General features: G+C 39.1%; 5 protein-coding genes and 4 pseudogenes. 2 read left to right on the plus strand and 7 right to left on the minus strand.

The genetic code is table 11. From position 1 onward, the window contains the following. Positions 1-63: 63 nt before the first annotated feature. Positions 64-498 carry a hypothetical protein gene (locus H6G97_RS37075; RefSeq protein ID WP_190945702.1) on the minus strand — a complete coding sequence of 145 codons (435 nt, stop codon included), beginning with the start codon at positions 496-498 and terminating at the stop codon, positions 64-66. 367 nt (positions 499-865) lie between these two features. On the opposite strand from H6G97_RS37075, the gene H6G97_RS37080 reads away from it, so the two are divergent. Beyond that, entirely contained in the window at positions 866-1,813 is a 948-nt protein-coding gene (locus H6G97_RS37080; protein WP_190945704.1) for an RNA polymerase sigma factor, RpoD/SigA family, read from the plus strand. A 237-nt stretch (positions 1,814-2,050) separates the two neighbouring features. Here H6G97_RS37080 and H6G97_RS37085 read toward each other — a convergent pair. The 6 genes and pseudogenes from H6G97_RS37085 to H6G97_RS37110 all read right to left on the minus strand — a co-directional run. Continuing rightward, positions 2,051-2,497: pseudogene (locus H6G97_RS37085) on the minus strand (ISL3 family transposase); the annotation flags it as partial. A 26-nt stretch (positions 2,498-2,523) separates the two neighbouring features. After that, positions 2,524-3,611, minus strand: a pseudogene (locus tag H6G97_RS37090) (ISKra4 family transposase). A gap of 73 nt (positions 3,612-3,684) precedes the next feature. Next, positions 3,685-4,468 (minus strand): annotated as a pseudogene (locus H6G97_RS37095) (ISL3 family transposase); the annotation flags it as partial. Positions 4,469-4,708: 240 nt separating this feature from the next. Next, complete coding sequence (locus H6G97_RS37100; RefSeq protein ID WP_190945706.1) at positions 4,709-6,634, minus strand: hybrid sensor histidine kinase/response regulator; 1,926 nt, start codon at positions 6,632-6,634, stop codon at positions 4,709-4,711. Positions 6,635-6,682: 48 nt separating this feature from the next. Beyond that, a complete protein-coding gene (locus H6G97_RS37105) occupies positions 6,683-7,141 on the minus strand; it encodes a response regulator (protein WP_190945708.1) in 459 nt (152 codons plus the stop codon). 225 nt (positions 7,142-7,366) lie between these two features. Further along, complete coding sequence (locus H6G97_RS37110; protein WP_190945710.1) at positions 7,367-9,337, minus strand: CHASE3 domain-containing protein; 1,971 nt, start codon at positions 9,335-9,337, stop codon at positions 7,367-7,369. Between the two features lie 151 nt (positions 9,338-9,488). Here H6G97_RS37110 and H6G97_RS37115 point away from each other — a divergent pair. Continuing rightward, a pseudogene (locus H6G97_RS37115) lies at positions 9,489-10,368 on the plus strand (ATP-binding domain-containing protein); the annotation flags it as partial. Positions 10,369-10,646 lie beyond the last annotated feature (278 nt).

Genomic DNA, 10,646 nt, shown 5'->3' on the forward strand with positions numbered 1-10,646 from the left:
GTCTTCGGTTCCTGAATTTAATCCACTGATGTATAAAATATCCTTTCCTAAATTTTACTCATCTCAATGATTTTTTCGCACTTGTGAGAAATCCGGGTTTACATCAGCCTTTTTAGTTTTCGGTGATTTATTGGCAGCATTGTTAGCTTTATTTGAACGAGTAGTACGTTTTGGTTGTGGCGAAACTTCTTTAACTGGAGGCAGCAATCTCAATGTAGGGAATGAAATAACAACTGCTTCATTGCTTGTGCGATGAACAACTTCATCATCTAACGCCCAAGGATCTGGCAATTTTTCAAAAGTCCGAGCTTGTGATGTGATTATTTCTGATAGTGATGGGATTGTAGAAGTGGCTATATTGTCATTGCTAACCGAAACCACATTATTAGCGTAAGCAGCCGATACAAATAGTCCATTAATGAACTGGAACATAACGAGAGTAACGAATGCCCAAAAGATAACTACGATTGTCAAAGTGAGTAGAGATTGCATATCCATGATTTTTTCTCAACTAAGTAATTGTATTTTTCAATTGATTTACGCAAAGCGTTCTTAAGCCTTGTTCAAATGTGAAGTGAATTTGAACATCTCCTCTCTTCAAAAGAGGACTTCACTCTATAATTAGCGTAGCGTACCTCTAATTTAATCCAACTAAACTTCTCCATTGCTTTAAAACTTATTTACAAAATAAAGCACATTTTAGCGTTTGCTTACTTAAAATTTCAAGTATTATGTTTATAAATTTCTTCAAAGATAAACTTTAGAGTTAAGTCTATGATTAAGATTTGATTTGTTAGCTAACTCTTGAAATAAAAAATTTGACTTAAACGAAAAATAAAAGCAGTCCTCACAATTAATTAAAAGTATGCCTAGCCAAACTACCGACTTAGTTCGCTCCTACCTCAAAGAAATCGGACGCTACCCTCTGCTAACTCCTGAGCAAGAGATTACAAATGCTAGGGCGTTGCGGCAGATGATGGCGATTGAAGAACAGCGTTCAAGCCTCGCACTTCAACTAAACCGCCAACCAACTGCAAGAGAATTAGCCGCTTCGCTTGGTCAAAGCGAAGCTGAAATACAATCAATCATTCAACAAGGCCAAAAAGCTAAAGAGAAAATGGTGACAGCTAACCTACGATTGGTGGTAGCGATCGCTAAAAAGTACCAGAATCACAATTTAGATTTTCTCGATTTGCTCCAAGAAGGGGCACTAGGTTTACAAAAGGGAATCGAAAAGTTTGATCCCAATCGAGGCTATAAACTATCAACCTATGTTTACTGGTGGATTAAGCAGTCAATAACACGGGCAATTGGAGAAAAGTCTCGCACTATCCGTCTGCCAATCCATATCAACGATAAATTAAACAAAATCAGGAGAGTACAGCAGCAACTCTCTCAATCTCTGGGTCGTCCTCCAGTGGTAGCAGAAATAGCCGAATCCTTAAATGTATTGCCCCATCAAATACGGGAATACCTTCACGTTTCCCGGACTCCAGTCTCGCTAGAAATGCGAGTCGGGGATGAGCGTGAAACTGAACTAGCTGATATTTTACCAATGGATGGTATTTCCCTAGATGAGCAAATTTCTCTTGAGCTTCTACACCAAGACTTGAGCAAGTTGCTGACGTTGCTCAATCCAAGGCAACGGAAAGTATTGACTCTACGTTTTGGATTGGAAGATAATCAGGAATTGACTTTGAGTCAAGTTGCAAAACGCCTAAATCTTAGTCGGGAAACAATTCGTAAAACTGAACATCTTGCTTTGAAAATTCTTCGTCGTGAGCAAAGTGATATTAAAGAGTATCTTAATTAATCCTAATTACAGCACTTCCGCCTGCTATGAAGTACGCATACAATTGCAAAAGTTAGGATAGGAAAGGGATGTGGGTAAAATTGTGCTTCATAATAGCCGGAAGTGCTGTAATTAAGGGTTGTTTGACTCTAGTTTCATTTATCCCTGTTTTGTCACTTTCGGAAAACAATAATCGGAGCGAAACTCTAAAACTTTGATTTGATAAAGTTTTGAGCTTTTCTGGTTCTTCGGTTACTTTTATGGAGAATTAATAGAAAAGTGCCAGTTTAATAAACTGCGTAATCTAAAATTGCTAAAGTTACGAAAGCCATACCCAAGTCTTTTAATTAACTTGAGTTTATTATTAATTCCTTCTACAGTACCACTGGTAGTTCTGCCATCAAAATAACCGACTATTTCCCCAAACCATCTCACCATTGTCCCTAGACTTTTCGGGAAGTATGAACGTGCATCATACATCCAATCTAATAATTTTGTTATGCTATCTCCCCAAGATTTAGTGGTTTCAAATATCTGTCGAAATTGTTCTTTAAGTGCGTGCATTTTAGCGAGAGTCGGCGACACCTCTAACACGGAGTTTAATTTTGATTTTTGCTTGTCATTTAAAGAACATTCATTTTTAATTAAACTATATTTACTTTTACTTAATGCCTCTAGTATGCGAGATTTTTCGGATTTATCTTCGGGAGCATCTCACTTTTTAAAGTGGCTCAAACCGACAATAATCCATTAAGATAAGCACAGCGATGGGCAAGGACTTGAGGCACATTTTCTCGTTTCCATTGTGCCCCAGAAATTTTTGTTCGGCGGTCTACCTGTTTAACAGCAGATTCAACTGAACCAGAACCAATTGAACAAATTTCTTCAGCTTGATGATATTCGTAGTTGATAATGCGATTACGATGCTTATCAAGATAACGGCAAAAGTTTTGTACTTGTTTGCCTTTACAATCTGTAAATAAGGCAATAGTAGCCTCAACTTGACCTTTCCATAGTAGATTCTGGGAAGAGTTTCAAGCGTTTTTGTGAACCCCCAACTTTGTGGAGATTTTCTATCAAATGGAACAAATCTTGTATTTCTCGACGTTGTGCATCAGATGCTAATTGGTCAATTATATTCCAAATGCCGTCATGTCCATCACCAATACAAGTGAGTGGGCTAGCCAGTGGTTGGTCATTAACCCAATCAATTACAATCTGATTATTCTGAAATGAAGTTCCCAAGATTCCGAGATGATGTAAGCTAATCGCTTTATAGCAAGCCATGCACATATTTGACCTTCAGGAGTTCGGACACGGATGTTTCCACCATCGACGCTTAATTCTTCAATTGTCTGTTCTGGTGTTGGTAATTCAAAGTTCTGACGATGGACTAATCTCTGTTGGCTGCTGTGGGAAACCTGTATGCCCGTAAAATACTTGATGTCTGATGCCGCATCTTCATAGCTGACATTCGCACTTACCCTCAAACAACAAGTTTCTAGATATGGACTCAGTTGAGTACTCGGTGCGACTTCTAATTCAATGGCTTGTTTGCTCGTTATTGCCAACTCTCCAAGGATGCTTTTGAGTCGTCGTGGGTATCCTGCGGTTATCCCTGTAATCGTTTCGATAAAAAAACCCCTACTTCTGGCATAACATGCTTCTGCATTTGGCTCCGCACTGCTTCTTCAATTCCTGCAAGATTTGTGAGCTTTTCTTTTGACGTATCTTCATACAATATTTTAGCGTTGGCGTAGCCCGCCATAGGCATCGCCTGAATATGTTCTTGAAGAGCTTGCTTTTGTTCTGGGGTCATTGCTAAGTATATATACTCGTTTTACCTATCCTGACTGATTTTCGCCTTCTTTGCAAAAAACTGGGATGCTCCCTTTATCTTCTAACGACATTGCTGCTTTCTTCTCAGTTTTACGCATCCTATCTAATTCATCATTTACTTGTTTCATCACATGAAACCTGTCAGCAGTTATGTTAGCATTTGGCATTAAATCTTCTACTAAACTTTTATAAGGCGACCAGAGATCAATACTCACTTCTTCTATTTTATTAAGTACTTCAAATCCCCAGCCAGCAATTACTTCACGGATATCTTCTATTCGTCTTGATTGCACTATTTCAATTGGCTTATGAGTATCTAAATCCACTAATACTGCTAAGTAGTTTCCTTGCCCTTTAACTAAAGCTATTTCATCTATGCCTAATTTTTTTTAACTGACTTAAGTTAATGTTTAATATTTGTGACACTTGCTTTTTTTACATTGATTCTACTTCTTCATCACTCAATCCATTCCTTTCGGCAACACTATGAATGTTACTATTTAATACTTGTTGTACTATGTCTGTTGCTAATCTTTTTGTATATCCTTTACTTTTATCTACAAAATCTAGTTTCTCACTAAAGACTTTTTTACATTTATGACATTTGAACTGGCGACGATTTATTTTTAACAGTACTGGCTTTTTACTCCAAGGTAAATCATGAATCATCCGCCAATGATTTTGATGTATACTCTGAGTAATTTGCCCACAAAATGGGCAAGTCGAATAGTTAAAGCTTTTTTCTATCGTTATAATTATTTCTTCCCCTTCAATTTCTTGAAAATCTAATACTTTCATATCGGGCAGATTCAGGATTTGCTCTACAGTAAATTTCATAGCGATCGCCTTAAATTTTACTGTGTTATATTATAAATCATGCTGCTTGGATTATTTCAGTATACGTGAAACGGCTGTAATACTTAGGCGGTAAATATTTCAAGGATTAGCATTATTAAAATGTAGTTACTAAAATTTACTGAAATTTAGTAACCACCATAAAAGTACCGGAAGAAGCGAATTTAATTAAGTAGGGATAAGCGAGCGATCCCTAAAATTAATTGAGAATCGGTAAAAATGCTATGAGGTTGGGTTTACAAGTTCGGCAATAACTTTTACTAGCTGGGCAATGTCTACTGGCTTGGATAAGTGTGCTTGAAACCCTGCTGAGATTGCTTGTTCCTTATCCAACTTTCCGGCATAAGCTGTCAATGCGATCGCTGGAATTTGGCCTGTTTGTGATGGCAAACTTCTAATTTGTTTCAGCAGCATATAGCCATCCATATCAGGCATTCCAATATCTAACACTAATACATCCGGCTGAAAATCCATTAAAGTTAAAATAACTTCAAACGGCGATCCTACACCTATTACTTCTGCCCCATACTCTTGAAGTATAAAATAAGCTAATTCCTTAGAATCAACTTCATCATCTACTACTAAGACCCGAATATCAATTAAATTTAGCTGATTATCAACCTGTTTAATATTTGTATTTGTTTGAGTCTGCATTTTCATTAATGGTAGCCTGACAGTAAAAGTACTACCTTTTCCTTCACCAAGGCTTTCTGCCCAAACTTTACCACCATGCAACTCTACCAGATGTTTGACAATTGCTAGCCCCATCCCCAATCCACCAAATTTTCTAGTAGTCTTGCTATCTGCTTGGCGGAATTTATCAAACACGTAAGGTAAAAAGTCCTGGCTAATTCCTTGACCGGTGTCAATGAGTTGAATCTGGGCTTGTGTATCAACTTGCTCTAAGCGAATTTCTACAGAACCGCCAGCAGGTGTAAACTTAATAGCATTAAATAGCAAATTCCAAAATATTTGCTGTAAACGAGTGGGATCTCCCAAAACAAAACATGGATTCGGTGTTAAAACACTGTGCAGTTGAATGTTTTTGGCTTGGGCTGTTAACTGAACACTCTCTAGCACTAGTGAAATTATAGATACTAAATCTACAGAGTAAATATTCAGGCTGAGTTTACCTTGCAGAATTTGAGAAATATTTAAAAGGTCTTCTATCATCTGAGCCAACAATTTTGCGTTGCGCTCAATAATGGTTATAGCTTCAGTTTTTTTAGATTCTTTTAACTGGTTGTTAGTAAGTAGCTTACACCAACCGAGTATAGGATTAAGTGGCGATCGCAATTCATGAGATAAGATGCTAAGAAATTCATCTTTAATTCGGTTACTTGCTTCTGCTTCTGCGCGTGCAACCTGTTCTAGTTGTAGCAATTGTTCTTGCTGTTGCTCTGCTTGTTTACGTGCCGTAATGTCCTCAATGATGCCATCAATTACTGTAATCTCATTGTTTGCGCTCAAAGTCTGACTAATTCGCACCCAAATTTCATTGCCATCTGCTTGCCGTAAAAGTACTTCGCGTTCGGGTAAATCGCCAGTTTGCTTGAGTTTTTCTAAGAGTTTGGCATAATCTCCTGGCTGAAAATAAGGCTCAAGGGTGTGGCTTTCTGGAATTTTATGCAAGGAATTTATACCCAACAGATGCAGAAATGCACCATTACTTTCTAATAAAACATCATCTGCTGTCAGCCGATAAACCCCTACATTTAATTGATCGAGCAGGGTTTGAAAGCGCAATTCTAGACCTTGAACTTTACGTTTAGTTGCAGCCCTTTCTACTGCTAAACGTACCGCTATAGGTAAGCGCATATAATGACGCGCAGACTTAACCACGTAATCGTCTAACCCCGACTTCATTGCCTCTACAGAAATTTCTTCTGAACCGCTGTTAGTAAACATCACTACTGGCAGTTCGGGATAACGGCTTTTAAATTTTTGCAGAACAGTTATACCATCATTCCATCGCAGTTGATAATCAGTAATTACTACATCAAAATTCCCTGTTGATAACGCCTCTTCTAGCTGTTCTGGACGAATAACTTGCTTAATCTGAAGATCAGCAAACTCTTGTTCCAATGCATGAATTGCTAACAACCGATCGTGAGGATTATCATCTATCAGAAGAATGCGTAATACCATTTCAAAGTGAGGTTTTTAAAGTTAATAGGCGAGTTTAAAAAGAATAATTTACGCAGTTCCAATTTGTGGTCTTTCATTAAAAACTATCCAATGCCGATTAAGAATCTCGACAATTTCGACTAAATTATTAAAAGCAACAGGTTTGACCATATAAGCGTTAACCCCTAAGTCATAAAGGTGATTAACGTCGGCATATTCCCGCGAAGAAGTCAGAACCACGACTGGCATCCGTTTAAGTATAGGTTGCTGCCGTAACCACATCAAAACCTCAGCCCCAGAGCGGCGCGGAAGTTTGAGATCGAGTAATACCAGTACTGGTAAAGGATAATGGCTACGTTCGCTATAAGGTTCCTCTCCAGATAGGTAAAGCACGGCTGCATCTCCATCATTCACTACTTGAAGTGGGTTAATAATGCCAGCTTTGCGAAACGCTCTTTGGATCAAAAGAATATCTTTTGGATTATCCTCTACTAGTAAAATTGTGTCCTGCGCTTGCAAAGAATTCATTTCATGCCTGTAGTTAATAGCAATTTCATATTCCAGCAACTTCTCCTAACTAATTGAGATTTCGTATTTATTTGACTCCTTATCGGTGTAGCTCCTTGATATAAAGTTGTGTTATTTAACCTGATTTAGGATTCACTTCAGATTTGTCTCAATGCCCAAAAACACTGAGGATTTACCTCTAATAAACTTAAGCAATCTTCAAGTATTTGTCTTCTCTCGCAAGTATTAAGAGTTAATGAGGTTGTTCTCTAAAACAGCTTTTGGCAAAGTAAAAAAGAAGCGGCTGCCTTGATTTAACTGCGATTCTACGCCAGAGAAACCACCCATTTTTTCTATAGATTTACGTATAATGGCTAACCCAATACCTGTACCTGGATAAACTTCTATACCATGAAGTCGTTCAAATACTTGGAAAATACGTTCCTGATGTTCTGGTGCAATGCCGATACCATTGTCAACTACCCACAATTTGATCCAACTTTTATCTTCTTGAATGTACTCTTCGGAGTAAATATCTATTAAAGGTAATACGCCTGGTTGGACAAACTTGAGCGCGTTGCTAATCAAATTTATGACTGCTTGGCTCAGTGTAGAATAGTGAGCCATTACCTGTACTAAAGGAATGTCAACTGTAATTTGAGCCTGTCTTTCCTGGATTTGTTCTTGTAATTTTTTGAGTACTTCGTTAACTACAACAGCTAAGTCAACAGGTTGAATTTCGATTTCGCTTCGACTTAGACGGCTGTAAGACAGCAAATCAGTAATTAAGCTGTCCATTTGCATAGCACCTTCATTAATATAGTTGAGGTAGCTTTCTCCAAAAGAATCTAGTTGACTGCCGTAGTCTTCTAGTAATGCCTGAGCAAAGCCTTGTATAGTGCGTAAAGGTGCGCGTAAGTCATGAGAAATGGAGTAACTAAAAGCTTCCAAGTCTTGATTACTTTCTTGTAGTTGTGCAGTGCGTTCCAAAACACGATATTCTAGTTCTTCGGCATAAGCTTGCAGTTGTTGACGGAGTTGAGATTGTTGAATAGCGATCGCTAACTGTTCTGTGACTTCACAAGCCATCTGTTGATTTTCGCTATTAAAAGCCTCAACATCAATGCTGGCAAGATAAAGTTCACCTATCAAAGCTCCCTGAATCTGCATCGGAATTGTTAAGCAACTATGCAACCCTGCCGCCAGCATTTGCTCTAGAATTGGCGCTCGCTGCTCTAATTGAGCAATGTCTTGAATCAAACGAATTCGTCGCTGCTGTAAAACTTCAGTAGTAGCAAAGTCTTCCATCGGCAGTGCCATACCTTCAGCAGACTGGAATACACCATCAGTGCCGCTCTCAATTACTTGAGCAGTTTTGGTTTCTAAATCGAATAACACCAAAAACGCTTGTTGGCAATTTACCAGTTGGCGCAACCGTTCCAGAGCAAATTGTATAATTTGATTATTAGGTGCAGCAGATAAAATTGCCCGATCAATTTCATGCAAATCAGCAAGGCGTTGAGCAGAGTGTTGAACAATTTGAGTTTGCTCAATTGCCGTGTTCAAAGCACCTTCATAAGTTGTTGACACCTTCAAGATTTGTCGTCGAATGAATGCAGTTAGAATAGCGCCAATTCCCAGTGCCAAAAGAATACTGCTTACACTTAGCTGTATTGTTGTCTCACGTACCGTTTCATTGCGCTGGGCTAGTAGCTGTTCTTCTGTGGTAATAAAATCATTAATCTGACGGCGGATAGCATCCATTTGCTGCTTACGAGCTTTGAGGTTCAACAAAGATACCTCGTCGCCTGGTTGATAACGTTTCAGTGGCAAAGATACTAAAAGTTTCCAATTCTCATATTGCTTAACCACTTGATGGACACTTTGCACCTGACTGGGATTATCCGACACTAAATCACTTAATTCTTGAAAAACGGTATCAATAATCGGACTGGCTTTTAAATATGGCTCTAGGAATTTTTGCTCACCTGTGAGCATATAGCCACGTAATCCTGTTTCCAAGTCTTCTAGCAGTTTCTGGGTTTGGTATGCCTGACCAATTACCTGGTGTGTATGGTCTACCCATTGCAGTGCTGAAAACAAACGGCTAACTTGCCACTGCGAAATCCCAGAAAACAGCAACAAAAAAAGGCTGGGTAGAGCGATTACCCTAGTCACCTGACGTTGAAATATAGTTCTAGCATTTTGGAGTCGCATACTATTATGCTAGTTGTTCTGCATTTAAATTTAACCTAGAACGGCAAAACTAACTGGAGAGGTGAGACTAAAGGCTTAATTACGTATACGTCTTAGAAAATATCAAACGAGTTTACTATTCTTCCAACCTACCTCTAGCAAGTTTTACCGCTCTAGACTATTATTAGTAGGTGATATCGACCAGCTTCTCTCAGTTGGGCCAGGAAAAGTATTAGCTGGTCTAATAAATTTGCTTCAAGTACCGGTTGTTCGGCTAACGCAAGTATTTAGGCAAGCCCAACAGAGCGCAATCATCAGCGCTGCACACCAAATTAATCAGGGAGAATATCCGGCGCTTGAGCCAATCTCTGATAATCCGGTATCTGATTGTATTTGGCATGGTGGAGGAAATCAGCCAGAACACGGGGTACAGGCAATCTGTGAACTGATCACCGACTTGATTCCTCGACTGGGCTTTAATCCAGCAACAGATGTGCAAGTACTTTGTCCCATGTCACGGGGGCTGGTGGGAACTCGCAACTTGAACGCTGTGTTGCAACAGCTGATCAATCCGCCAAGCAGAAACTTGGTAGAGATTAATAGGGGTGGCATGATTCTACGTGAAGGCGATGTCTGCGACAAGCCGCTAAGAGCGTCTACGCATTATTCAATTAACCAATGACTATAACCGTGAGGTGTTTAACGGTGATTTAGGGAATATCTTGAGCATTGACACCGTAGAGCAAGAAGTTACAGTTGATTATGGCGGTCGGGCTGTTGTTTACGATTATGCAGACCTGAATGAAATTACTCTGGCATTTGCTGTCTCAGTGCATAAAAGCCAAGGCTCAGAGTATCCTGTGGTGATATTTCCATTGTATATGCAGCATTATATGATGTTATCGCGTAACCTATTTTATACAGGGCTTACCCGTGCAAGGAAGTTGGCGATCATCATCGGTGACAAAAAAGCAATATCTTTGGCTGTGCGGACTACAGATGACCAGCAGAGATATACACGGTTGTGGCAGAGGTTGTTGCAGCCGATTTGATCAACATGAACGTAGAATATCGGCTTGGTTAAATAAACAAAAGAATGAAGCGATATAAATTTATAGATGTAGCTTTTAGTGATGGTAAAGATCGGAATAATTAGGTTAAAAAAGCAGGAATAAATTTACAAAATTGCATTGCCACCGTGAACCACCCGCACGACTATTTTCGCTAGCTGGTTTGCGCTCCTGTGGTTTAAACTCAGCAAATGCGGGGAATGTGGTCATCAGGAAAAGCACTCCCAGAACTAAGCTTGTAAGCCTGCGGCTACTTCGCA

The organism is Nostoc flagelliforme FACHB-838, from assembly GCF_014698065.1.
In the GTDB taxonomy this organism is placed as follows: Bacteria; Cyanobacteriota; Cyanobacteriia; order Cyanobacteriales; family Nostocaceae; genus Nostoc; species Nostoc flagelliforme_B.

What these genes read in the sequence shown, in the direction of transcription:
- H6G97_RS37100 (WP_190945706.1), bottom strand. Translation starts at nt 6,634, where the DNA reads ATGGTATTACGCATTCTTCTGATAGATGATAATCCTCACGATCGGTTG.
- H6G97_RS37105 (WP_190945708.1), bottom strand. Translation starts at nt 7,141, where the DNA reads ATGAATTCTTTGCAAGCGCAGGACACAATTTTACTAGTAGAGGATAAT.
- H6G97_RS37110 (WP_190945710.1), bottom strand. Translation starts at nt 9,337, where the DNA reads ATGCGACTCCAAAATGCTAGAACTATATTTCAACGTCAGGTGACTAGG.
- H6G97_RS37075 (WP_190945702.1), bottom strand. Translation starts at nt 498, where the DNA reads ATGGATATGCAATCTCTACTCACTTTGACAATCGTAGTTATCTTTTGG.
- H6G97_RS37080 (WP_190945704.1), top strand. Translation starts at nt 866, where the DNA reads ATGCCTAGCCAAACTACCGACTTAGTTCGCTCCTACCTCAAAGAAATC.